Origin of the sequence: Pseudomonas sp. NFACC43, from assembly GCF_900119645.1 — a bacterium.
Taxonomy (GTDB): domain Bacteria; phylum Pseudomonadota; class Gammaproteobacteria; order Pseudomonadales; family Pseudomonadaceae; genus Aquipseudomonas.
In genome coordinates, this window is sequence record NZ_FPKK01000019.1 from 26,181 (window position 1) to 50,071 (window position 23,891).

A 23,891-nucleotide genomic window follows, 5' to 3' on the forward strand; every position below is an offset into this window, starting at 1 on the left:
TGGTCCGGTGTCCCGTTGCTATCCTGTGGCGAGGGATCGATGTCCTCGCCATGAACCGACCAGCCGACAGGGGCCTAAGTGAAAGCCAGATCCGATGAGTTGCAGGTGTTCATCTGCGTGATCGAATGCGGGTCGATTTCCGCCGCCGCCGAGCAGGTCGGGCAGACGCCCTCGGCGGTCAGCCGCACCTTGTCGCGCCTGGAGGCCAAGCTCGACACCACCCTGATCAACCGCACCACGCGCCGCATGGACCTGACGGAGGAGGGCAAGTATTTCTTCGAGCAGGCCAAGGGCATCCTCGACCAGATGGAGGCGCTGGAGGAGCGATTGTCGTCCCGCCAGAAAAAACCGGCCGGACGGCTGCGCATCAACGCCGCTTCACCGTTCATGCTCCACGCCATCGTCCCGCACATCGAGGAGTTTCGCGGCCTCTACCCGGACATCCAGCTGGAGCTCAACAGCAACGACCTGATCATCGATCTGCTGGAGCAGAGCACGGACATCGCCATCCGCATCGGCACCCTCACCGATTCGACCCTGCATGCCCGGCCCCTGGGTTGCAGCCCGCTGCACATTCTCGCCAGTCCTGGTTATCTGGAGCGGCATGGCACGCCGGCCAGCGTTGCCGAACTGGCGGAACACGCGCTGTTGGGCTTCGCCCAGAACGATGGCCTCAATCAATGGCCCCTGCGCCATCTCCATGGTGATCGCTGGCCGATCCAGGCGAGCATCAGCGCCTCCAGCGGCGAGACGGTGCGCCACCTGGCGCTGCAAGGGCAGGGCATCGCGTGCCTGTCAGACTTCATGACCCGGGAAGATATCCAGGCCGGTCGATTGAAAGTCCTGTTGGCGCAGGCCAACAGCGGATACCGCCAGCCCATCAACGCGGTGTACTACCGCAACTCCCAGCTGGCGCTGCGGATCCAGTGTTTCCTGGATTTCATCCAGGGCAAGCTCGCCGACTACGCCTCGCGGCCTTAGCCTGGCACCGTTGCTGCCCGTGATCGCGGCGTATCAGTCCACACGGCGTTGAATGCAAGGGTCGCGCCCTTGGCGGGTTTGCCAGCGCCTCAGTCGTGGTGCACGCCCGCGCGCTTGAGCATCTGTTTGCAACGCTCGGACAAATGGAACACCCGCAAATGCTTGCCGGCCTTGGCGTAGCGCTCGCGCAGGGTTTTCAGCGCGGCGATGGCCGAGTAGTCGACGAAGCTCAAGTGGCGGCAGTCCAGCGTCACCTGGGCCGGATCGTTGGCCGGGTCGAACTGATTGAGGAACGGTGTCGTCGAAGCGAAGAACAACGTGCCATGCAGGCGATAGAGCTTGCTGCCGTCCGCCTCCAGATACGTGTCGGCGTACAGCTCGCGGGCCTGTTGCCAGGCGAAATTGAGCGCCGCGATGATGATGCCGCACAACACCGCGACGGCCAGGTCGGTGAAGACCGTAATGACCGTCACCGCGACGATCACCAGCACATCGTTCTTCGGCACCTTGTTGATCACCCGCAGCGAGGCCCAGGCGAAGGTCTGTTGCGCCACCACGAACATCACCCCCACCAGTGCGGCCAGGGGAATGCGCTCGATCAACGGCGACAGGAACAACACGAACAGCAGCACCATCACCCCGGCCACCACCCCGGACAAGCGGCCGCGACCGCCAGAGCTGAGGTTGATCACCGTCTGGCCGATCATGGCGCAACCGCCCATGCCGCCAAACAGGCCGGACGCGATATTCGCCGCGCCCAGCGCCACGCATTCGCGGTCCGGATAACCGCGGCTTTCGGTGATTTCATCGGTCAGGTTCAGGGTCAGCAGGGTTTCCAGCAGGCCGACCATCGCCATGATCACCGCATAGGGCAGCACGATCTGCAGGGTTTCCAGGTTCCAGGCAATGTCCGGCCACGCAAGGACCGGCAGCCCGCCGGCGATGTGCGCCATGTCACCCAGCGTTCGGGTGGGCAGGCCCAGCAGGTAGACCGCCAGCCCCACACCCAGGATCGCCACCAGGGCCGGCGGCACGCTGCGGATCAGGCGTGGCAGCAGGTAGACGATCGCCATGGTCAGCGTCACCAGGCCGATCATCCAGTACAGCGGGGCGCCGCTGAGCCAGGTTTCGCCGCGCTTGAAATGCTCCAACTGGGCCAGGGCGATGACGATTGCCAGGCCGTTGACGAAACCGAGCATCACCGGATGCGGCACCATGCGCACCAGCTTGCCCAGCCGCAACAGCCCGAACGCCATCATGATCAAGCCGCCCAGCAGCACCGTGGCCAGCAGGTACTGAACGCCGTGCTGGACCACCAGTGCGACGATCACCACCGCCATCGACCCCGCCGCCCCCGACACCATGCCCGGCCGCCCCCCGAACAGCGCGGTCAGCGTGCAGAGAATGAACGCGCCATACAGCCCCATCAGCGGGTTGAGATGAGCCACCAGGGCGAAGGCGATGCATTCGGGAAGCAGAGCGAAAGAAGTGGTGAGGCCGGCGAGGATGTCGGCGCGAAGACGTGCTGGTTTCATGGATTACCTGAGTGGGCGCCGGTCGAGCTTCGGCTACCGGGCGTGATGCAAAACAGTAGAAGCGGAACGCGCAGCGTCCCTGGCGGCATCCCACGCGCGAGCGTGGGAGCGATCGACCGATGCGGATGGTACGGAATTGAGGGCGGGGCGGCCAGCCGTGTGTGGCAAGGGGATGAATCCCCTTGCCACACACGGCTGGTTCTGCATGAAAGTCCGGCGCGGGATTTTCATGAGGACTGCGTTGCGATGTCCGTCAGCGACGTTTCTTGTCTGTGCACGAAAATTACTTTCAGTGAGTTTGAAAACTCCTCGTTGAAATGATTTATGAGTTTCACAACACATCGACGTGACCCCATTCGAGGAGTAGCGCATGGCACCTGCTTTCGGTTATTGGCTGTTGGTCTACGCCGCCATCGCCATCATTGCATTGATCGTTCTGATCGCCCGTTATCGTCTGAACCCGTTCATCGTGATTACCCTGGTGTCCATCGGCCTGGCGCTATTGGCCGGCATGCCGCCGACAGCGGTAGTGGGGGCCTACGAGGCGGGTGTCGGCAAGACACTGGGACATATCGCGCTGGTGGTGGCCCTGGGCACCATGCTCGGCAAGATGATGGCCGAGTCCGGTGGCGCGGAGCGTATGGCGCAGACGCTGATCGAGCGGTTCGGAGAGCGCAACGCCCACTGGGCGATGGTCTGCATCGCCTTCCTGGTGGGATTGCCGCTGTTTTTCGAAGTGGGGTTCGTGTTGCTGGTGCCCATTGCCTTCACCGTGGCCCGTCGTGCCGGCGTGTCGATCCTGATGGTGGGCCTGCCGATGGTGGCCGGGCTCTCGGTGGTGCATGCCCTGGTCCCGCCCCATCCGGCGGCGATGCTGGCGGTGCAGGCGTTCCAGGCTTCGGTAGGGCAGACGTTGCTGTATGCGATCCTGATCGGCATTCCCACGGCCATCATCGCCGGGCCGGTCTATGCCCGCTTTATCGTGCCACGCATTTCGTTGCCCGCCGACAACCCGCTGGAACGGCAGTTTCTCGAACGTGAGCCGCGCGCCAACCTGCCGGGGTTCGGCATCACCCTGGGAACCATCCTGCTGCCGGTCATCCTGATGCTGATCGGTGGCTGGGCCAACCTGATCTCCACACCTGGCAGTGGCTTCAACCAGTTCCTGCAGTTCATCGGCAACTCGGTGATCGCCCTGTTGCTGGCCACGGTACTGAGTTTCTGGACACTCGGCCTGGCCCAGGGCTTCAACCGTGAGTCGATCCTGAAGTTCACCAATGAGTGCCTGGCACCGACCGCCAGCATCACCTTGCTAGTGGGCGCCGGTGGCGGTTTGAACCGGATCCTGGTGGATGCCGGGGTCACTCAACAGATTGTCGGGCTGGCCCAGGCGTTCCAGTTGTCGCCGCTGGTGATGGGCTGGCTGTTCGCCGCGTTGATGCGCGTCGCCACCGGTTCGGCCACGGTGGCGATGACCACCGCCTCGGGCATCGTCGCACCCGTGGCGATCGGGCTGGGTTATCCCCATCCCGAGCTGCTGGTGCTGGCCACCGGGGCCGGGTCGGTGATCTTTTCCCACGTCAACGACGGTGGCTTCTGGCTGATCAAGGAATACTTCAATATGACCGTCACCCAGACCTTCAAGACCTGGACGGTGCTCGAAACGCTCATCTCCCTGGTCGCGTTCGGCCTGACACTGGGTCTTGCGCGCCTGCTCTGATCGCCGCGCATTGCGAGGCCGTTTTCAACGCAGCATGAATGAGTATCAGGGCTTTTCGTACAGAGCCTACACAGGAGTCGTCATGGACATCCTCTACCAGATCCGCTCCCGGCAGGATTTCTTCAGCGCCGGCGAAGGAAGAATCGCCCGTCTGATGCTCGATGACGTAGGCTTCGCCGCGTCCGCCAGCCTGGAAGAACTGGCCCAGCGCGCCGAGGTCAGCAGCGCCACGCTGTCGCGCTTCGCCCGCACTGTCGGTTGCCGCGACCTGCGGGACCTGCGCCTGCAGCTGGCCCAGGCCAGCGGGGTCGGCAGCCGGTTTCTCGACCCGGCCGGCGCCCCCGAACAGTCGGCATTCTATGGGCAGATCGTCGGCGATATCGAGTCGACCCTGCGTCGGCACCTGTCGGCCTTCGAAGAGTCGCGCTTTGCCGATGCCGTGCGATTGCTGGGCAAGGCGCGGATGGTCCATGCGTTCGGGCTCGGTGGCTGGTCGGCACTGTGCAGCGAAGAACTGCAGGTGCGGCTGGTGCGGTTCGGCTACCCGATTGCGGCGTGTCGCGACCCGGTGATGATGCGCATCACGGCCACCTCGCTTGGGGACGAACACCTGGTCATCGCCTGTTCGCTCACCGGCATCACCCCGGAATTGCTGGCGGCCGTCGAGCTGGCGCGCAGCTACGGTGCCGCGATCCTGGCCATCACCCGCGCCGACTCGCCCCTGGCGCAACTGGCAGACGTGGTGCTGCCCCTGCAAAGCGCCGAGACCTCGTTCATCTACAAACCCACGGCCGCACGCTACGGCATGCTGCTGGCCATCGACGTGCTTGCCACCGAGTTGGCCCTGGCTCATCCCGAAGACAATCAAGAGCGTTTGCGGCGGGTCAAGCTCGCCCTCGACGATTACCGTGGCGGCGACGACGATCTGCCCCTGGGAGACTGACATGCTGTACGACACACTCATCCGCGATGCGCTGGTCATCGACGGCAGCGACACCCCCGGCTACCACGCCGATGTGGCGATTCGCGCCGGTCGCATCGAACGCATCGGTGCGTTGTCCGACGCACAGGCCATCGAGGAGCTGGACGCCGCCGGCCGCGTGCTGGCGCCGGGGTTCATCGATGTCCACACCCACGACGACACCGTGGTCATCCGCCAGCCGCACATGCTGCCCAAGCTCAGCCAGGGCGTGACCACGGTCATCGTCGGCAATTGCGGCATCAGCGCCGCGCCGGTCAGCTTGCGCGGCGATCCGCCGGACCCGATGAACCTGCTGGGCACCGCCGCGGCGTTTTGCTATCCGAGCTTCGGTGATTACCGCGCAGCGGTGGAATCGGCCATGCCAGCGGTCAACGTGGCGGCACTGGTGGGGCACACGGCACTGCGCAGCAACCATCTGGACGACCTGTTGCGCACCGCCAGCGCGCAAGAGATCACCGCCATGCGCCAGCAATTGCGCGAAAGCCTGCAGGCCGGCGCGCTTGGCTTGTCCACCGGCCTGGCCTACGCCAACGCGTTCGCCGCCTCCACCGATGAAGTCATGCAACTGGCCGAAGAGCTGAACGCGTTCGGTGCGGTCTACACCACGCACTTGCGCAGCGAATTCGAGCCGGTGCTCGAAGCCATGGACGAAGCTTTCCGGATCGGCCGGCATGCGAAGAGTCCGGTGATCATTTCCCATCTCAAATGTGCCGGCGCCGGTAACTGGGGGCGTAGTGCGCAGGTGCTCACCGCGCTGGAAAACGCCGCCGCTGCTCATCCGGTCGGGTGTGACTGTTATCCCTACGCCGCCAGCTCCTCGACCCTGGACCTCAAGCAAGTGACCGATGCCCACCCCATCACCATCACCTGGTCGACGCCCTATCCGCACATGGGCGGGCGCGACCTGGCGGGCATCGCCGCCGAGTGGAGCGTTTCGCTGCTGGAGGCGGCCCGTCGCCTGCAACCGGCCGGCGCGGTGTACTACGGCATGGATGAAGACGATGTGCGCCGCATCCTTGCCCATCCGCTGTCCATGATCGGCTCCGACGGGCTACCCGAGGACCCGTTTCCTCATCCGCGCCTGTGGGGCGCTTTCCCACGGGTATTGGGGCATTTCAGCCGCGACGTCGGGCTGTTTCCCCTGCACACCGCCGTGCACAAGATGACCGGCCTTTCAGCGGCGCGCTTCGGCCTGAAGGAGCGTGGCGTCATTGGCGAGGGATATTGGGCGGACCTGGTGTTGTTCGATCCAAGAACCGTTCGTGACGTCGCCGATTTCAACGAACCGCAACGGGCCGCGCAAGGAATCGATGGCGTGTGGGTCAACGGTGTCCTGAGTTATCGCCAAGGGCAGGCAAACGGGCGTCGCCAGGGGCGCTTCCTGGCGCGCGAGGGCGATCTGCGCCAGGGTTTCGGCCCATGGAATGGCGTGTAGACGGCCGATAATGTTTGATTGGCGTCACAATAATGGCACTACGACACTAAAGAAGCCGGGGCCGAGGCCGAAGCACTAGGGTCAACCCATCTACACTGGGTCTTTTCAGCCAGGGAGCGCCCCATGAGCTTTGGTAAAACCACCCCGATCCTGCGGATCTTCGATGAAACCAAGGCGTTGGCATTCTATGTCGACTTCCTGGGCTTTACCGTCGACTGGCAGCACCGCTTCGGGGATGACTTCCCGCTGTACCTGCAAGTGTCGCGCGGCGAATGCGTGCTGCATCTGTCCGAACACCACGGCGATTGCACGCCGGGCTCGGCGCTGCGCATCGAGACCGACGAACTGGAAGCCTTCCAGGCACAACTGCTGGCCAAGCAATACCCTTTCGCCCGTCCACACATCCAGGCCATGCCGTGGGGCACCCAGGACATGGCGGTGGTCGATCCGTTCGGCAACCGGCTGGTCTTCACCAACGGGATCAGTGTGTAGAGGTCTGGACAAGTCGGCTGGCGATGGCCTGGCCGGCAATCAATGATTTCATTGATTGCCGAAGTGAAATGGCCAGCATCACGATTCGTAACCTCGATGACAAGGTCAAGGAACAGTTGCGCCTGGCTGCGGCCCACAACGGCCGCTCCATGGAGCAAGAGGCCGGTTTGATCCTGGGGCGCACTGGCGCCGGTGAGCGCTGCGGGTGGGCTGGGCAGCCGTATCCGTAATGGATTCGGTGCGCTGAGGGCGTTGAGTTGCCGTTGCCTGCGCGCAGCCACTCGTCATACCAGGAACTTCAATTTCCCAGGTCTTGAGGTCATCGATCCCTGGAACGCCTGAACCACTCCTTCAGAGAAGCGCCCGTTCCCTTGGGTAAACGGGCGCTTGCCGGGATCAGACCCGGAAGTGGCTCACCATCATCTGCAACTGATTACCCAACCGCGCCAGCTCGACACTGGAAGCGGCGGTTTCCTCGCTGGCGGCGGCGGTCTGTTCGGACACGTCGCGCACGTTGATGATGCTGCGGCTGATTTCCTCGGCCACGGCACTTTGCTGTTCGGCCGCCGCGGCAATCTGCTGGTTCATGGACTGGATGTTTGACACCGTGCGGGTGATGTTTTCCAGGGACGCGCCCGCCTTGCGGGTCAGGGCCACGCTGCTGTCGGTGAGGCTGCGGCTGTTGTTCATCACGGCCGCCACTTGCTGGGTGCCGTTCTGCAGGCCGGCCACCAGGCCTTCGATTTCCTCGGTGGATTTCTGCGTGCGCTGGGCCAGGCCTCGCACTTCATCGGCCACCACCGCGAAGCCGCGACCGGCTTCACCGGCCCGTGCGGCTTCGATCGCGGCGTTGAGGGCCAGCAGGTTGGTCTGCTCGGCCACCGACTTGATCACGTCCATGACGCTGCCGATCTTGTCGCTTTCCTGTTGCAGCATGGTCATGGCGTCGGTGGAACGTACCACCTCGCTGGCCAGGCGCTCGATCTGGGCGATGGCTTCGTTGACCACCTGGTCGCCGGCACGGGCTTCGCCGTCGGCGGCAGCGGCGGCCTGGGAAGCTTCCTCGGCGTTGCGCGCCACTTCCTGGACCGTGGCGGTCATTTCGTGCATGGCGGTCGCCACCTGGTCGGTCTCCACCTTCTGGTTGTTGACCCCGGCGCTGGTCTGCTCGGTGACGGCGGACAACTGCTCGGCGGCGCTGGCGATCTGGGTCACGCCATCGCGGATGCCGCTGATCAGGTCGCGCAATGTCACGCCCATGCGAGCGATGCCTTGTTGCAGCACGCCCAGCTCATCGCGACGGGTGACGACGATGGTGTGGGACAGGTCGCCGTTGGCGATGCGCTCGACCACCGTCAGGGTTTCGCTCAGTGGGCGGGTGATCTGCCGGGTGATGACCACGGCGGCGATGATGCCCACCAGCAAGGCCAGCAGGGTGCTGACCAGTTGCAGGGTGCGGGCCTGGGCGCTTTCGGCGTCGCGGCGGTCGAGCTGGATCTGGTACAGCTGCTCGCTCAGGCTGACGATGGTGGCGCCTTGCTCGGTCATTTCCTTGCGCGCCTGCACCACATCGGCGTTGGCCAGTTTGAAGGCCTGTACCGCGCCGCGGTATTGGGCCAGGGCGCTTTCCAGCTGGCGCAGCTCATCTTGGCGGGTGCTGGCGAAATGCAGGTTCAGCGGCTTGAGGGCGGCAATGGCCGTGTCCAGTTGGTTGAGGGCTTTTTGCTCGGTGTCGGCGTTGCTGTTGGCGGTATAGCCGCGCACTTCGTAGCGGGCCAGCATGAATGCCTGCTTGGCCTGGGTGATGGCCTGGAACTGCTCGAAGCGCTCGTCGCTCAGGGCCATGTGCTGGACGTCGGTGTTGATCGCCTCGATCAGTTTGTAGGCGGTCTCGGCGTTGGCCGACATGACTTCACGGGCCGTGTTACCGGTGCGGTAGGCACTGCGCATCTTGTTCAGGGAGCCTTGATAGGCGTTGATGGTTGCGTTCTGCTCCTTGAGCAGCCTGACGTTCTCGGGGCTCTTGAAGCTGGCGAGCAGGGCGTTCTGCTGCGCCAGGAACCCATCGAGGGCAGTCTGTACGCTCTGGGCGGCGGTCTCGTCGCCGTTGGTCAGCATGTACTGCAGGCGTGTGACGCGAAGCTTGGTCAGCCCGGCATTGAGCTGGGTGATGTCGCTCATCCAGTTGCTGCGCTGGATGAGCCCGCCCAGGCTGGTCCAGCTGGTCAAGGCCAGGATACCGGTCAGGACCAATACCAGGCCGAACCCCAGGCCCAGTTTCATGTTGACGCTAATGTTGCCAAACCAGCTATTCATCAAATTCCTCCAGGAACGTTGTGCTGCTTGATCGTCGGTTGGCTGGAAGATTGTTGTTGTTAAGCCAGCAAAAAAAGTGAACAGGGCTGTATCGGCGGCAGCGTCGAGATCTGAAAAATTTTTTTGGCGTCGGCATTTCGCCGCTCGTCCCGGCGTGGCGACAGAGGCGGTCGAGGAATGGAATTTCAGACAAAAAAAAGCCCGCGGGGAGCGGGCTAAAACCTTAGTTTCTTGAATGAGCGAAGGGACTTTACCTCGTAAACCTGGGGGCTGGGGTGAAGAATAGTTTATGTGGTGCCGGCGTCGCGTCAGGTGGTTTCGTCTACCTCGATACACCGCGCACATGGTGGAAGCACACAGGACGAAACACTTTGTACCGGGACCTTTCCCATTGACTTGCAGGACATTTCCTAGAAAATCCCAACCCCTTGCGCCTGCCGTTTCCGGTGCCTAGTCTCTGTCCACCGCTGCCCATTCAGTGGTCGGGTTTAGCGGCTCGGAAGTCACGTTAGGCGCATGGCAATCCCATGGTGCAGGCATCGTTATTGCCTGAATGCTTATGGCGGCTGTGCGCAGGGCATCCTCGGGTGCGCCGGTTTCCTAACGTACCGGTCTGCTAACCTGCGCGCGGCTGCCACCCCCTCGTTTAGCAGCGAACGTGGCGGCTCCCACCTACGTTAGGAGTACCCATGGACAAACTCATCCCAGACCCACCCGTCCCACCGCTGCACCTGGACATCGCCGCCGATGCCAACGCCGAACGCGTTATCGATTCCTACCTGAACCCCAAACCCAATCCGCCCGACAAGCAACCTGCCCCAGGCCAACTGTTCACTATTGTCCAAGGCGTGGATGCAGAGAGCCTGTTGGCCAACCTCAGCGAAACCCTGGCCTGCGCCAATGTCATGGCCGGTGACCTGCGTTCGAGCTGGACGGTTCCCGGCGGCATTTTGCGTTGAGCCTGCAACAATTGATTGAACTGGGCCAGCTCCTGGCGAACCGGGCGCTGGACGTGGTCGATCCCAGGTAAAACGAAGGTGTTCGGGTTTGATCGACGGGTGTCGATCAAACCCCTTTTTTGCGGCAGCATACGCCGCATGTTACCTTCGGATTCCTGGACCGTGCCGACTTCCAACCGCAACGCCCTGATGGCTCGACTCGCTGGCGCACCGGATGACATCGCCACGCGGGTTTCGCTTTACCGCGACCTGCTCGACACCGGCGAGGCTTCGCTGGACGGTGTGCGCGTCGCCGCTGGCCTGTACGATCCGGCCGCCATGGCCGTGGTAGCCGAGTTGGACGTCAAGGTACACAGGAATCGGTCGGCACCGTTGTTGCCGCAGCTTCGCGGGTTGCCGGTCGATCATCTGGCGCTGGAAAACGCCGAGCCGCAGTGGCTCGACGCCTTGGCCGGGTTGCCGCTGCGTTCGTTGGTGCTTGGCAGCCCGAGGTTCAGCTGCGATCAGGCACTTTGGCGACGTCTGCCGGATGTCGCCCTCGAGGCTTTGGAGATCAGCGGTTTTTCCCGCGACGATGACCTCACCAGTCTCCCTTCCCTTGAGCGCTTGCGCCGACTGGAACTGGAAACTTACGGCGAAGATTTCGACGACCGTTTCCTCAGGCAACTGGGCAGCAAAAGCAGGCTGCAAGCGTTGTCGTTGAACCGTTGTGATGAATTGACCGACGACGGTCTGCTGGGGCTTTCGCCACTCCAGTTGCGCTCGCTTTCGTTGGAGCGTGTCGGGCAACTGACCGCCCGTGGGGCGGCGCATCTGTGCAGCCATCCCCTCGAACAGCTGTCGCTGGGCTGGAACAGCAAGATCCTGGAGGATCCTGCCTGGCTCTCGGGTTTAACCGCGTTGCGTTCTCTGAGTCTCGATGATTGTCATGCATCCGATGCCACGTTCAACGCCATTCGGGATCTTCCGATCGAGCGGCTATCGCTGCAGTCTTCGTATCTGTGCGAGGACGACCTTGAGCTACTAGAAGGCATGCCCTTGGCGGACCTGGACCTCAAGGCCTCTCGACAAATCATTGAGCGGCTCGACGTGCTGCACGCGTTCCCCTTGAAGCGGTTGGGGCTCAGCGACGTGCAAGGTATCGACAAGCAGACGTTGCGGGACCTGGAGGGGCTGGAACTGGAAGCGCTGGACCTCTCGTTGAACGATGTTTCCTGGAAGGAACTGAAACAACTGGCCGGTCTGCCGCTGAAGCGGCTGGATCTGAGTTTCTGCCAAGGGGTTGATGGCAAGACGTTGCGCAAGCTGTGCGAAATGGGCCTGCCGTTGGAGCAACTGGAAATCAGCGGCCTGGACCTGCGCGATGGTGATCTGGCGTGTCTGCGTGATTTGCCACTGCAACGCCTGGGCTTGTATGAAAGCCCCTGGCTGACCGATGCCGGCGTCGCCCACCTTGCCGGGCTGCCATTGCGGGACCTGACGCTCGAAGCGGGTCCGGGGGAATCGCGGCTCACGTCAGCCATGGTGCCGGTGCTGGAGCGCTTGCCACTGGAGAGGTTGTCGTTGCGCAATGGCTCGCAGATCTGCGCGGGTGGATGGGACCGCCTGGCCAGGCTGCCGGCTCATGTCATCGGCCCGGGCATTTGATGCTCGCCGCGCTAGTTTCGTCCTGATGGAAATCGCCCCCGGGCTGTGGAGCAGGCTTGCTTGCACAGCCCGGGGGCGCTCATGAACGGCCAGTTTTTTTACCAGTTGTAGCTCAGCTTTGCGGTGATTTCGCGGCCCGGGTTGTAGTAGTTCGCGGTACCTGAGCCAACCACATGTTGCTCATCCAGCAGGTTGCTGACGTTGATCGCCAGGTCTGTGCCTTTAAAGAGGTTGTAGTTGAAGGCCGCATCGAAGAGCGTCGTGCCATCGCTGGTTCCGGTGTTGGCCGCATCGAAGTAGTAGGAACCGACATACCGTGCACCCAGGCCGACGCTGACATCGGTGTTGGGTACGTTGTAGTAGGTCCACAGCGAGGCGGAGTGTTTCGGCGCCGTGGCGAACTCATTCCCTTTGAGCGAACTTCCGTCGTACAAGGTCCCGCGAATGACTTCGGACTCCATGTAGGAATAGCCACCCACCAGGCTCAGGTTGGAGGTCAACTCGGCCTTGGCTTCCAGGTCCAGGCCGCGCACGCGCGATTCGCCGACGGTCTGTTGTTCGATCACACCGCTGGGCAGTACGACGGCGATGCTGACATTTTCCTGGGTCAGGTCGTAAACGGCCGCCGAGAACAGCGCGTCCATGCCCATGGGCGCATATTTCACACCCACTTCGTATTGCCTGCCCGTCTTCGGAACGACGCCGACGGTGGGCGGCGAGACCGATTCCACCATGCTGACGTAGGTGGACACTTCGTCGTTGACGATATAGGTCAGTGCGCCGCGATAGGACGTTTCCGAGAAGTTATCCGACTCTTTTACGTTGTTGATGTCGGTATTGGAGAGATCCAGCGAGTCGTTGCGCACACCGGCAGTGACGATAAAGCGCTCATAGAAGGACAGGTTCTGCTGCAGGAACACGGCCTTGGTTTCAGTATCGAGCTTGTTATTGCTGTAGGGCGCCACACCGCCTGGCACGCCGGTGAATACCGGGTTGGCCAGGTCGATGGATCCTGTCGGGGCATACACCGAGCGTTCCTCGGTCGAGGAGTCGCCATACTCCACACCCACCAGCGTGCTGCTGTCGATATTCTCGAAGCGGGCATCGTATTGCAGCATCAGGTTGCCGTTCAGTTGCTCGGCATCGCTGTCGGTGCCGAAGATATAGCGCGGGACGGTGGTGCCGGTGCGGGTAGGGGAGTCGCTGAGGAACACATAGCCGAAATCATCGGTCAGTTCGCTGTAGCGCAGGTTGCTGCGCAGCACGAACCCATTGTCGAAATCATGGCTGAACGTGCCGCTGATATTGGTGCGTTCCACATCGTGGAAGTTGTAGCTGGGCTCGCCGTAGAACTTGTCGCGATCGTATTCCTTGTCCAGCGGATAACCGCCGCTGTTGGGCGAGCTTTGAGTCTTGAGGTAGTCCACGATCACGGACGCCGAGGTGAACTCCGTGGGGGCCCAGGTCAGGCCGCCCATCAGGAACTTGTTGTCGTCCTGCGAATGGTCGTACTCGCGGTCACTGTCTTGCATCTTTGCCGTGAAGCGACCGGCCAGGGTTTGCTCTTCGTTCAGCGAGTCCCCGACATCGATGCCGGATTCGACATGGTCGAAAGAACCGTAGGTGACGTAGCCCTGGCCGAACTTGTCGAAGCGGGGCTTCTTGCTCACAAAGTTCACCGAGCCGCCCGGGTCGGCCGGGCCGAACAGTGTGGAGTTGGCCCCGCGTATCACCTCGACGCGCTCATAGGCGAATGGCTCCTCGCGCACACCGCGCATCGAACCCAGGGTCAGGCCATCCCGATAGGTCGTGGCTTGAAAGCCGCGGATCTGGAAGTAATCGTTGCGGTCGTCGGTGCCGTAATAGTCGGTAATGACCCCCGGCGTGTATTGCAGGAGTTCTTCCGTGGTGCTGACGCTGCGTTGCTTCATTTCCTTGTCGGTCACCACGGACACCGAGGCGGGCGTGTTGAGGATGCTGGTGGCCACCTTGCCGCCAACCCAGAGTTCCTGGGCGACCACGGAATTGGCGTCTTCGGTGCCATCGACCCTGGCCTTGGCGTTGACGAGGATGGGCGCCAGGCGGAAGGCCTCGAGGTCGCCGTCCGCCTTGGCTTGTGGCGTCAGCAAGTAGGCGTTCGGACCTTGCTGCTGTATCTCGATGTCGCTCCCCTGCAACAACGACGATAGGGCCGTGGATGTATCGAGCGTGCCGCTCACGCCTTGGGTATTGCGGTTCGCCACGCTTGACGCATCGAAGGAAAGGCTGATGCCAGCCTCGCGCGCGAAGCGGTCGAGCGCTGGTGCCAACGGGCCGGCCGGGATGTTCCACTGATGAACCTGTTGGGCCTGGTCGACGGTCGAAGTCTGCGCCATGGACGGTAGCGCGTAGCTGCTCACGATGACGCCGAGGACCGCACCCTGTAAGGCACGATTCAGTAGATGACGCTGTGGAACCGGGGACGAACTCATTTACTCGCTCCGTTAAAGGGAATCGGCAGATAGGCCTGTATTTCGGCCTTTCTTACATGCCGAACGAGAATGAGAAATCACCTCATTTTTATTTGATATTTTTGTGCGACAAAAAAACACTCAGTCTTTTCAGACAGGGCCTAGCTGGCGGCGCTCAACGTCACCCAGTATTGGGTTCGATATTCGATTTGTAAGTGCAGTGACTGCGCCACCAATGCCAGTACCTGATCGGTGTCGGCAAGCTGAAAGGTCCCGGAAACGCGCAGGCCCGAGACCTCTTCGGCGCAGCGCAACAGGCCGGGGCGATAGCGCGACAGGGCCCCGATGAAATCACCGAGGCGCATATTGCGTGCGCTGATCACCCCGTCGCTCCAGCTCCATAGATCCAGGCCGTCATCCTTGAACTCACGAACGCCATCCGAGGTGAACAGCCGCTGGCTTCCGGCCTGGACGGTGTCGTTGACCGCAACGGGTTGGCTGGCCCCGGGAAACACGGTGACTGTGCCGCTCTGCACCGCGATGAGCGTCCCGTCGTCACGCTCGTACGTCAGGAACCGGGCATTCAGGGTGCGTATCATCCCGTCCCGTGTCTGCACCCAGAACGGACGCGGTGAATCCGCGCCTGAGTCCGCGCCAGTGTTCACGATGATTTCGCCGCGCCGCAGCACGAGCAGGCGCCGCTGTGGGTTGAAATAGCTGTCGACCGCGCTGTCGCTGTTGAGCTGGACAAGGCTGCCATCATCGAGCTGGAAGCGCTTGCGCTCCCCGGTCTTGCTGTGTTGCTGGGCAAGCATGGCCGGCAGCGGCGTGTAGTCGCGGCCCAGCCAGGCCGCGCCACCCACGGTGGCCAAGGTACCCAGCAGCCTCAGGGCCTTGCGCCGATGCATGCCCGAGCGGCTGCCCTTGAGGGTATGCCGGGCCAGGTCGGAGGGAATGCCCGCGAAATCGTCGCCCAGGACTTGCACACGCTGCCACGCGAGCAAATGCTCCGGACACCGCTGCAACCAGTGCTCGAAAGTGCGCTGGGTCTGCTCATCGGCGGGATTGAAGCGCAGGCGCACCAGCCAGTGGATCGCCTGGTCGACCACGGCCGGATCCGGCACTCGGGCTTCACTGTTCGGCATAGCGCAAGCGATAGCAGTGTTGCAGGGCCTTGGCCAGGTCGCGTTCGACCGTAGAGCGGGAAACGCACAACTTGTCAGCTATTTGCTGGCAGGTCAGGCCGTCGAGCTGGGCCAGCAGGAATGCCTCGCGGACCCTCGGCTTGAGCAGGTCGAGCAGGCGGTCTATCCGTTCCAGGCTGTCGAGAATCAGCAACCGTTCTTCTTCAGACGGGATTTGCTGGGAAGGGAGCAGCGCAAGGCTTTCGAGGTAGGCCCGTTCGAGTTCGCGACGGCGATACCGATCGATCATCAGTCCACGTGCGATGCTGCTCAGATAAGCCCGGGGTTCGCGCAAAGGACTCAATTGACGCGATTTGAGCAGCCGTACGAAGGTGTCCTGCGCCAGGTCCGCAGCGCTTTCGCGGCAACCGATGCGCCGGCTCAGCCAGCTGTGCAACCAGGAGTGGTGGCTGCTATAGAGCAGCGCGAGATCGGCATTGCCCAGTGTGTCGTTGCTGCGCATCAGCATCCCGGAAACAGACATAATTGATAATGAATCGCATTATATTCAGACAGATCACGCCAGGGCAAATGTGCGCGAGCGGCCCAGGTCAACGGCCCGGGCATTGACGTCCGTCACGCCAGTCCGGCCCTGATAGGAATAGGCAAGGCTGCAAGGCAAACCGGCATAGGTGCCGCGGTTTCCCATCGATACCATGGCCTCGTCCCCACCTTATCGGAGGCTCGCCATGAGCAGCAGGAAAACCCTATTCATCACCGGCGTCAGCAGTGGCCTGGGCAATGCCCTGGCGCGGGAGGCACTTGCGGCGGGCCACCGGGTGATCGGCACCGTGCGCAGTGACGCGGCGTTGCAGGCCTTCGAGGCACTGGCGCCGGATCATGCCCGCGGGGTCATCCTGGATGTCACTGAGTTCGACCGGATCGACAGCGTGGTCGCCGCCACACAAGCCAGTCATGGCCCGGTGGACGTACTGGTGAACAATGCCGGTTATGGCCACGAGGGGATCTTCGAAGAGTCACCGTTGCAAGAGATGCGCCGCCAGTTCGACGTCAATGTGTTCGGCGCGGTGGCGGTGACCAAGGCGTTCGTGCCGTATTTTCGCGAGCGCCGCGCCGGTCATATCCTCAATATCACCTCCATGGGGGGCACCATCACCATGCCGGGCATTTCTTACTACTGCGCGAGCAAGTTTGCGCTGGAAGGGATCTCCGATACGCTGAGCAAGGAGTTGCTGCCGTTCGGGATCTTCGTCACGGCGGTGGCTCCCGGCTCGTTTCGCACCGACTGGGCGGGTCGCTCCATGCAACGTACCCCGCGCAGCATTGCCGACTACGACGCCAGCTTCGACCCGGTTCGTAAAGCGCGGGAAGAGAAAAGCGGCAAGCAGCTCGGCGACCCCCGCAAGGCCGCCCAGGCGATGCTGCAGCTGATCGCCAGCGCGACGCCACCGGCCCACCTGCTGCTGGGCAGTGACGCACTGAGCCTGGTACGCGAAAAACTGAGCCGCACCGCCCGCGAGATCGATCAATGGGAAACACTGAGCCGTTCCACCGACGGTTGAGCGCCAAGCAAGAGGACACCCATGACTCAGGCCGACCCCCGCACCGCATGCATGGTGCAGTTGCTGGAACAACTTGCCCCGGTGGAGGGCTACAACCTCAGCGCGCTGGAGGACATCCGCTTCCTGCGTTCGAACCGCCCCCTGACCCGCACGCCGGTGCTGTACGACCCCGGCATCGTGATCCTGTGCCAGGGCCGCAAGCGCGGCTACCTGGGCGAAGACGTCTATGTCTACGATGCCCAGCATTATCTGGTGGTGTCCGTGCCGGTGCCTTTCACCATGGAGACCGACGCCAGCGAGACAGAGCCCATGCTGGCCATCTACATGCGCCTGGATTTTCAGGTGGCCAGCGAGTTGCTGCTGCAGGTGGACGAGGTCCTCGGCCCCAGCGATGCCCCGCCCAAAGGCATGTACGCCTCGCCCATGGACGACTCACTGCGCGCCTCGACCCTGCGCTTTCTCCAAGCCATGAGCGACCCCGGCGAAGCGCAGATACTCGGCCCTGCCCTGAGGCGCGAAATCTACTACCGCATCCTCACCGGCGAGCAGGGCGGCTCAATGCGCGCCGCCCTGCGCCGCCAGGGACATTTCGGCCAGATCACCCGTGCGATCCGCAAGATCCACAGCGGTTACCAAAAGCGACTGGACGTCGAATCCCTCGCCCAGGAAGCGGGCATGAGCATACCCAACTTCCACCTGCACTTTCGCAGCGTGACCGACACCTCGCCCATGCAATACGTGAAATCGACGCGCCTGCACCAGGCTCGCCTGCTGATGCTGCGCAACACCATGAACATCTCTGCCGCGGCATTCAGCGTCGGCTACGAAAGCGCCTCGCAGTTCAGCCGCGAGTTCAAACGCTTCTTCGGCCGCACCCCCCAGGCCGAGATCGAGTGGATGAAGGCGACTTATGCGTTACCCGCGCCTGCCACGCCGTCTGTCTATGTGTCATCGCATTAGCCACGTGACGACGTGGGGAAATCCTGCCCCTGTCATTGCATAAGGACGTTGCGCCACTTTTTGGGCGATAGTCCAGGCATGCCCTGAAAATGTGGAATGAAGCCAGGGCATGCGCGAAGCCACCCCCAAGGGAAATCTGGCCAATCTGGCGATCGGGGCCAACGAGCCTCAAAGGGGAATGTGAGTGGTCGACAAGACCTGGCGCAATCCCATGAACGAGCGAATCTGGCGAACTCCGGGCAGGTAGAGCAGTTGCTCCGCGTGGAGCCGGTTGAAGCTGTTGCTGTCCTTGGTTCGTATCAACATGAAGTAGTCGAACTCTCCCGTCACCACATGGCATTCCATGCAGCCGGACACTTTCTGCGCGGCCGCCTCGAATGCGGCGAAGGACTCCGGCGTGGAGCGATCCAGCACCACCCCGATCAAGACCACCATCCCCGCCTCCAGCGCTTCATTGTCCAGCAGTGCGACGATGTGCTTGATCAGGCCGGCCTGCTTGAGCCGTTCGACACGTCGCAGGCAGGCCGGCGCGCTCAGTTTGACCTTCTCGGCCAGCGCCACGTTGGAGATGGAGGCATCTCGCTGCAGGGCCTTGAGAATGGCGCGGTCGGTTCGATCCAGCGGCTGTGGCGTTGACGCTGTTTCGCTCGGCTTCTTGCGAGTATTTGTTGCGCTCATATGGATTTATACGCAGTAAAAGTGTGTTTGATGGTTTTATCTAAAAATTATGTTTCTTTAATTGCTAATAATTTGCAATACATATTTTTTGATTTCTTCTTAGTATTGAACTCATCGAAGCCCCCGTGAAAGAGCCTGGAATGCAGCCCTTTGCTTCTCGGCCTGGCGCTTGGATATTCAATCATCGAGGAGCAGAGTCATGAACCTGAATCGTTTTAAACGTTATCCGTTGACCTTCGGTCCATCTCCCATCACGCCCTTGAAGCGCCTGAGTGAACATCTGGGGGGCAAGGTCCAGCTGTATGCCAAGCGTGAAGATTGCAACAGTGGCCTGGCCTTCGGCGGGAACAAGACCCGCAAGCTCGAATACCTGATTCCCGAAGCGATCGAGCAAGGCTGCGATACCCTGGTCTCCATCGGTGGCATCCAGTCGAACCAGACCCGCCAGGTGGCGGCGGTGGCCGCGCACCTGGGCATGAAGTGCGTGCTGGTGCAGGAAAACTGGGTCAACTACTCCGATGCCGTGTATGACCGGGTGGGCAACATCGAGATGTCTCGCATCATGGGGGCGGAGGTACGACTGGACGCCGCGGGGTTCGACATCGGTATCCGGCCAAGCTGGGAGAAGGCCATGGACGACGTGGTGTCGCGCGGCGGCAAGCCGTTCCCGATCCCGGCGGGTTGTTCCGAGCATCCCTATGGCGGCCTCGGGTTCGTCGGCTTTGCCGAAGAAGTGCGAGAGCAGGAAAAACAGCTGGGCTTCACGTTCGACTACATCGTGGTCTGTTCCGTGACCGGCAGTACCCAGGCCGGCATGGTGGTCGGTTTCGCCGCGCACGGCCGTTCGAAGCAAGTGATCGGCATCGATGCCTCGGCCAAGCCAGAGAAAACCAAGGCACAGATCCTGCGTATCGCCCGGCATACCGCGGAACTGGTGGAGCTGGGCCGCGAAATCACCGAAGAGGACGTGGTGCTCGACACTCGGTTCGCCTATCCGGAATACGGCTTGCCCAACGACGGCACGCTGGAAGCCATTCGCCTGTGCGGCAGCCTGGAAGGTGTGCTGACCGATCCGGTGTACGAAGGTAAATCCATGCACGGGATGATTGAAATGGTCCGCCGTGGCGAGTTCCCCGAAGGCTCGAAAGTGCTCTACGCGCACCTGGGCGGAGCGCCTGCCCTGAACGCCTACAGCTTCCTGTTCCGCAACGGCTGATTCACACCAGACCTGTAGGCGAGCGCTTGCTCACGAGGCGGTGGGGCAGTCGGCATGCATGTTGAATGTCACGGCCTCATCGCTGGATCGTCGCTCGGAGCGAGCCGCTGCAACCCAACCGCCGGGAGTACCGCCATGCATGCGATATCGCAATCCGCAGTCTGGATCAAGGAACCTTCGGCGGATGCCGGAGTGGTCATCGTGACCAGCGCCGCGTTGCCCAAGTACATGATCGACAAGCTGCACGTGACGATAGATGACTGGGACCAGGTGGCCTACCTGGCCGTCCAGCAGTCGGAGGCGCTGAGGGTCGACTGGTTGCGGGTCGGGTCCAGTGCGCAGCCGTCTGCCGGAGGCGACGCGTGTTATGCCAGCCAACTGTTGCGCGGCGTTCCCCACGACAGCTTTCTGCTGGAAGTCGGCACGGTGCCAGGCCTGACCTGGCTGGGATCGGTCTGCGGCCATCCGCTGCGCGTCGTCGAACTTGGAACAATCGCTTCATCCACTGCGGCGATGGATCGACAGGTGGAAGAGGTGTTATCGGCGACCCGGCGTCTGGCCAAAAGCGTGCTGCAGGCGCGCGGCGTCATTTAACCCAGCCCTCGTCAATTCGCCTGTGCAAACCAGTAAGGCAACGCTTATGAGCCGAACCGCCCATGCGCGCATCCACGCAATGAGATGGATGCGCGAGCCTTCCAGTCGTACGCGTATCGTGGTCATCGTGAGCGGACTCGATAGCGATCACATTGACTTGATCCATCAGGGGTTCAGCTGTTTCGACAATGTTGCGCTGATCCATGTCGATACGGTGAACACCGCGCCTGGCAAGCTCGTCGAAGGGCACGTGGCCAAGCGTGACTACCGTTTCGTGGTGCTCGGTGAACTCGATGAGCACGTCTTGCACGACCTTTCCATCGCTCAGCCATGCCTCTACCCGGTCGCCCCAGACGAGACGAGCGAGCGCTCCATCATGGCGGCGGTAGAGCAAGTCAAAAACCTCGCCCGAGGCAGTCATTCGCGCCACCTCGAAGCGATACCCGACATCAGCAGGAGTTGCCCATGAACCTGTCCAATCCCCATGCCCAATGGCCGGCCCGGGCTGTCGAGGATGAAGAAATGGCCGAGTGGCGCGAGGCCTTGCTGTCGGTCGCCGCCCACGGCGGCACGGACCGGGCCAAACAGATCCTCGACATGCTGCTGGCCGTGGCAAGCACTGCGGACATCGGCTGGCGGCCCAGCCATGGCACTCCCTACATCAATACCATCGGCGTCGAGCGGCAACCGGTGTTTCCCGGAGATCTGGCGATCGAGGAGCGCCTGGCATCCATCATGCGCTGGAATGCCCTGGCGATGGTTGCCCGGGCCAATCACGCCTATGGCGAATTGGGTGGACACATCGCCAGTTATGCCAGTGCGGCGGATCTGTTCGAAGTGGGCTTCAACCATTTCTTCAAGGCGCGCACCCCGACCGACGGCGGCGACCTGGTGTTCTACCAACCGCACTCGGCGCCAGGCGTCTATGCCCGGGCATACCTCGAGGGACGCCTGGAAGAAAAGGATCTGCAGCACTATCGACAGGAGATCGGTGCGCGTGCCAACGGCGCCCGGGGGCTGTCGAGTTATCCGCACCCCTGGTTGATGCCGGACTTCTGGCAGTTCCCGACGGGCTCCATGGGGATCGGTCCGATCAGCTCGATCTACCAGGCGCGCTTCATGCGTTACCTGGAGCACCGCGGCCTGCAGAAGACCTCGGGGCGAACCGTCTGGGGCGTGTTTGGTGACGGTGAGATGGATGAGCCGGAAAGCATGTCGGCGTTGACCCTGGCGGCGCGCGAGGGGCTGGATAACCTGGTCTGGGTGGTCAATTGCAACCTGCAGCGGTTGGACGGTCCGGTGCGTGGCAACGGTCGCATCATCGATGAGCTCGAGGCATTGTTCGGCGGTGCGGGCTGGAACGTGATCAAACTGGTCTGGGGCTCCGACTGGGACAGGTTGTTTGCCCGGGACAAGGACGGCGCGTTGGTCCGGGCCTTGTCGGCCACGGTCGATGGCCAGTTCCAGACGTTCGCGGCCAAGGATGGGCGCTTCAACCGTGAGCATTTCTTCGGTCAGGGCGAAGCCCTGGCGGACTTGGCCCAAGGCCTGACCGACGAGCAGATCGACCGCCTCAAGCGCGGTGGTCATGACCTGGTAAAGATCTTTGCCGCGTATCAAAGCGCGATGCTCGAGGGCAAGAAACCGACGGTCATCCTGGCCCAGACCAAGAAGGGCTTCGGCATGGGCGACGCCGGACAGGGCAAGATGACCGTACACCAGCAGAAGAAACTCGACAGTGAGGCGTTGATCGCGTTCCGCAACCGTTTCAACCTGCCATTGACCGATGAGCAGGCCACCTCCCTGAGCTTCTTCAAACCGAGCGACGACAGCGCGGAAATGCGCTACCTGCATGCACGTCGCCGGGCGTTGGGCGGCTACATGCCGGCACGACCTTCGGCCTGCGAGTCATTGGCCGTGCCCGCTGTAGAGCATTACGCCGGGTTCGCCATCGCCGCCCAGGGCAAGGAAATGTCCACCACCATGGCCTTCGTGCGGATGCTCAGCGGCTTGCTCCGGGACAAGCAACTGGGGCCGCGCATCGTACCGATCGTGGCGGATGAAGCGCGTACCTTCGGCATGGCCAGCCTATTCAAGCAGATCGGCATCTACTCCAGCGTGGGGCAACGTTACGAGCCGGAGGACATCGGTTCGATCCTCAGTTATCGAGAAGCCCTGGACGGGCAGATTCTCGAAGAGGGCATCAGCGAGGCTGGCGCCATCAGCTCCTGGGTCGCCGCCGCGACCAGCTACTCGGTGCATGGCCTGCCAATGCTGCCGTTCTACATCTACTACTCGATGTTCGGCTTCCAGCGCATCGGCGACCTGATCTGGGCGGCGGCGGATCAACGGGCCCGCGGGTTCCTGCTCGGTGCCACCGCGGGCCGCACGACATTGGGTGGCGAAGGCCTGCAGCACCAGGACGGCAACAGTCACCTGATGGCGGCGATGGTTCCCAATTGTCGGGCTTACGATCCGGCATTCGCCGGCGAGTTCGCGGTGATCCTGGATCACGGCATGCGCCAGATGCTGGAGCGCCAGGTGGACGAGTTCTACTACGTTACCCTGATGAACGAGAACTACCCGCAGCCCAGCCTTCCCGAAGGTGTCGAACAGGCCATTATCCAGGGCATGTATCGGTTTGCCCGACATGAAGTCGAGGGGGCGCGTGGACGTGTCCAGTTGCTGGGGTCCGGCGCCATCCTGGGCGAAGTGATCGCCGCCGCCGAGTTGCTGGCCAGCGATTGGGGGATCGACAGTCAGGTCTGGAGCGTGACCAGCTTTACCGAATTGGCACGTGATGCACGGGAAGTGGAGCGCTGGAATCGATTGCATCCCGGACAGCCTGCCAGGCGCAGTCATGTCCAGGAATGCCTTAACGACTCGGCGCCCATCATTGCCTGTACCGATTACGTACGGGCCTTGCCCCAGTTGATCGCCAGTTATCTCGATGGCTATTACACGGTGCTCGGTACCGACGGGTTCGGCCGCAGCGATACCCGCAGCCAACTGCGCAGGTTCTTCGAAGTGGACCGGCACCAGATCGTCCTGAGTGCGCTGACCTCGCTGGTGCAAGAGGGGAGGCTGCAGGCCGGCGTCTGTGCCGAGGCCATTGAGCGCTACGCCATTGACGTTGACGCCATGGCCCCTTGGGACGCTTGAGGCTGGCTTGCCCCTTGTGGGAGCGAGGTTGCTCGCGAAGTCGGTGGTTCAGCTATA

General features: G+C 62.3%; 19 protein-coding genes and 2 pseudogenes. 14 read left to right on the top strand and 7 right to left on the bottom strand.

The window, feature by feature from the left end; genetic code table 11:
* Window positions 1-78: 78 nt before the first annotated feature.
* Window positions 79-981, top strand: coding sequence for a LysR family transcriptional regulator (locus BT179_RS23955; RefSeq protein WP_072432056.1), 903 nt, complete (start codon window positions 79-81; stop codon window positions 979-981).
* An 89-nt stretch (window positions 982-1,070) separates the two neighbouring features.
* Here the strand turns inward: BT179_RS23955 and BT179_RS23960 are convergent, their stop codons facing one another.
* A complete protein-coding gene (locus BT179_RS23960) occupies window positions 1,071-2,516 on the bottom strand; it encodes a SulP family inorganic anion transporter (protein WP_072432055.1) in 1,446 nt (481 codons plus the stop codon).
* Between the two features lie 370 nt (window positions 2,517-2,886).
* Between BT179_RS23960 and BT179_RS23965 the strand changes: the two genes are divergently transcribed.
* The 5 genes and pseudogenes from BT179_RS23965 to BT179_RS23985 all read left to right on the top strand — a co-directional run bounded on the left by BT179_RS23965 (window position 2,887) and on the right by BT179_RS23985 (window position 7,462).
* A complete protein-coding gene (locus tag BT179_RS23965; RefSeq protein ID WP_072432054.1) occupies window positions 2,887-4,236 on the top strand; it encodes a GntT/GntP/DsdX family permease in 1,350 nt (449 codons plus the stop codon).
* 82 nt (window positions 4,237-4,318) lie between these two features.
* Window positions 4,319-5,179: a MurR/RpiR family transcriptional regulator gene (locus BT179_RS23970; protein ID WP_072388671.1), complete on the top strand. Its 861-nt coding sequence runs from the start codon at window positions 4,319-4,321 to the stop codon at window positions 5,177-5,179.
* 1 nt (window position 5,180) lies between these two features.
* The gene (locus tag BT179_RS23975) at window positions 5,181-6,653 is read left to right on the top strand and encodes an N-acyl-D-amino-acid deacylase family protein (protein WP_072432053.1); all 1,473 of its coding nucleotides are present in this window, start codon (window positions 5,181-5,183) and stop codon (window positions 6,651-6,653) included.
* Window positions 6,654-6,776: 123 nt separating this feature from the next.
* Window positions 6,777-7,145: a glyoxalase superfamily protein gene (locus BT179_RS23980; protein WP_072388667.1), complete on the top strand. Its 369-nt coding sequence runs from the start codon at window positions 6,777-6,779 to the stop codon at window positions 7,143-7,145.
* A gap of 68 nt (window positions 7,146-7,213) precedes the next feature.
* Window positions 7,214-7,462, top strand: a pseudogene (locus BT179_RS23985) (plasmid stabilization protein).
* Between the two features lie 79 nt (window positions 7,463-7,541).
* On the opposite strand, the gene BT179_RS23990 reads toward BT179_RS23985, so the two are convergent.
* Window positions 7,542-9,461 carry a HAMP domain-containing methyl-accepting chemotaxis protein gene (locus tag BT179_RS23990; RefSeq protein ID WP_072388665.1) on the bottom strand — a complete coding sequence of 640 codons (1,920 nt, stop codon included), beginning with the start codon at window positions 9,459-9,461 and terminating at the stop codon, window positions 7,542-7,544.
* A gap of 689 nt (window positions 9,462-10,150) precedes the next feature.
* On the opposite strand from BT179_RS23990, the pseudogene BT179_RS23995 reads away from it, so the two are divergent.
* Window positions 10,151-10,491: pseudogene (locus tag BT179_RS23995) on the top strand (DUF6124 family protein).
* Window positions 10,492-10,558: 67 nt separating this feature from the next.
* Window positions 10,559-12,067 carry a leucine-rich repeat domain-containing protein gene (locus BT179_RS24000; RefSeq protein WP_256343863.1) on the top strand — a complete coding sequence of 503 codons (1,509 nt, stop codon included), beginning with the start codon at window positions 10,559-10,561 and terminating at the stop codon, window positions 12,065-12,067.
* 98 nt (window positions 12,068-12,165) lie between these two features.
* Here the strand turns inward: BT179_RS24000 and BT179_RS24005 are convergent, their stop codons facing one another.
* The 4 genes from BT179_RS24005 to BT179_RS26835 all read right to left on the bottom strand — a co-directional run bounded on the left by BT179_RS24005 (window position 12,166) and on the right by BT179_RS26835 (window position 16,359).
* Window positions 12,166-14,538, bottom strand: a complete 2,373-nt coding sequence (locus BT179_RS24005; protein WP_072388661.1) for a TonB-dependent siderophore receptor — start codon at window positions 14,536-14,538, stop codon at window positions 12,166-12,168.
* A 140-nt stretch (window positions 14,539-14,678) separates the two neighbouring features.
* Window positions 14,679-15,662 (bottom strand): DUF4880 domain-containing protein, encoded by a 984-nt coding sequence (locus tag BT179_RS24010; RefSeq protein WP_072432052.1) that lies wholly within the window; start codon window positions 15,660-15,662, stop codon window positions 14,679-14,681.
* A complete protein-coding gene (locus tag BT179_RS24015; protein ID WP_072388761.1) occupies window positions 15,649-16,164 on the bottom strand; it encodes a sigma-70 family RNA polymerase sigma factor in 516 nt (171 codons plus the stop codon). Before BT179_RS24015 ends, BT179_RS24010 begins: the two co-directional genes overlap by 14 nt.
* Window positions 16,165-16,218: 54 nt before the next feature.
* Entirely contained in the window at window positions 16,219-16,359 is a 141-nt protein-coding gene (locus BT179_RS26835; RefSeq protein ID WP_156682187.1) for a hypothetical protein, read from the bottom strand.
* A gap of 31 nt (window positions 16,360-16,390) precedes the next feature.
* Between BT179_RS26835 and BT179_RS24020 the strand changes: the two genes are divergently transcribed.
* Both BT179_RS24020 and BT179_RS24025 read left to right on the top strand, forming a co-directional pair.
* Window positions 16,391-17,224 carry an oxidoreductase gene (locus tag BT179_RS24020; protein WP_072388657.1) on the top strand — a complete coding sequence of 278 codons (834 nt, stop codon included), beginning with the start codon at window positions 16,391-16,393 and terminating at the stop codon, window positions 17,222-17,224.
* 21 nt (window positions 17,225-17,245) lie between these two features.
* Window positions 17,246-18,184, top strand: a complete 939-nt coding sequence (locus tag BT179_RS24025; RefSeq protein WP_072388655.1) for an AraC family transcriptional regulator — start codon at window positions 17,246-17,248, stop codon at window positions 18,182-18,184.
* Window positions 18,185-18,352: 168 nt separating this feature from the next.
* On the opposite strand, the gene BT179_RS24030 is transcribed toward BT179_RS24025, so the two are convergent.
* On the bottom strand, window positions 18,353-18,862 hold the full coding sequence (locus BT179_RS24030; protein WP_072388653.1) for an Lrp/AsnC family transcriptional regulator: 510 nt from the start codon (window positions 18,860-18,862) through the stop codon (window positions 18,353-18,355).
* A 199-nt stretch (window positions 18,863-19,061) separates the two neighbouring features.
* On the opposite strand from BT179_RS24030, the gene BT179_RS24035 reads away from it, so the two are divergent.
* The 4 genes from BT179_RS24035 to mdeB all read left to right on the top strand — a co-directional run bounded on the left by BT179_RS24035 (window position 19,062) and on the right by mdeB (window position 23,834).
* Entirely contained in the window at window positions 19,062-20,078 is a 1,017-nt protein-coding gene (locus BT179_RS24035; protein ID WP_072388651.1) for a 1-aminocyclopropane-1-carboxylate deaminase, read from the top strand.
* A 135-nt stretch (window positions 20,079-20,213) separates the two neighbouring features.
* Entirely contained in the window at window positions 20,214-20,672 is a 459-nt protein-coding gene (locus BT179_RS24040; protein WP_072388649.1) for a transketolase, read from the top strand.
* 46 nt (window positions 20,673-20,718) lie between these two features.
* The gene (locus BT179_RS24045) at window positions 20,719-21,141 is read left to right on the top strand and encodes a hypothetical protein (protein WP_083532796.1); all 423 of its coding nucleotides are present in this window, start codon (window positions 20,719-20,721) and stop codon (window positions 21,139-21,141) included.
* A complete protein-coding gene (gene mdeB, locus BT179_RS24050; protein ID WP_072432051.1) occupies window positions 21,138-23,834 on the top strand; it encodes an alpha-ketoglutarate dehydrogenase in 2,697 nt (898 codons plus the stop codon). The genes BT179_RS24045 and mdeB overlap by 4 nt, the downstream gene beginning before the upstream one ends.
* Window positions 23,835-23,891: the final 57 nt, after the last annotated feature.